Origin of the sequence: Pseudomonas sp. MF6394 (assembly GCF_002018845.1) — a bacterium.
GTDB classification, from domain to species: Bacteria; Pseudomonadota; Gammaproteobacteria; order Pseudomonadales; family Pseudomonadaceae; genus Aquipseudomonas; species Aquipseudomonas lactis.
In genome coordinates this window covers 1-677 of the sequence record NZ_MVOJ01000086.1, presented here as the reverse complement: position 1 = coordinate 677, position 677 = coordinate 1, and the positions used below count along the sequence as shown (strand labels likewise).

General features: G+C 59.4%; 1 pseudogene. It reads right to left on the bottom strand.

What is annotated here, in order from left to right:
* Positions 1-677, bottom strand: a pseudogene (locus MF6394_RS32825) (RHS repeat domain-containing protein); the annotation flags it as partial.

Genomic DNA, 677 nt, shown 5'->3' with positions numbered 1-677 from the left:
GGCTGGATCAGTTTCAGCAAGCGTCCTGCGGCGTCCCACTGATACTGGATTAGTGCGCCATGCTCATCCTCACGGGCAACCTGTCGCCCCAAGTCGTCATAGCGATAACGCTTGATCCCACCATGGGGCAATTGCTCCTCAAGCAACTGCCCACGCTCGTTCCACACCAGCCGATGGCAACTGCTGTCCGGGTACCAAATCCCCTTCAGTTGCCCATGTTTGTTGTAGCTGTAGTCAGTCGAGTTGCCATCGGGATCGGTCCTGCGCGTAATGTCGCCTTGGCCATTACGCTCATATTTCCAGACCGCCTCACCACGTCGTATAACCCGTACGAAGCCATTGTCATGCTCGTAGGACGTCGGCTCATCATCCCCCGGAAACAGCGCCACCAGGCGTCCGGCGTCGTCATACTGATAGGCCGTCACCGCGCCCATCGGGTCTTGCTCGACGGTCAGCCGGCCTTGGTCATCGTAGGATTTGTAATGCTGAGCGCCGTCCGGATCGATGCGCTGCACCAACCGCGCCCGATGGTCATGGACATACACCTCCTGGCTACCGTCGGCGTTATGCACGGTGACGCGCCCGTCATCGCCCCAGGCATAACGCGTGTCCATCTGCGAAAAGTTCGCCCAATGCCGAACACAGCGTGCTGCCTTGCCAGCACGTTCCCATTCCCA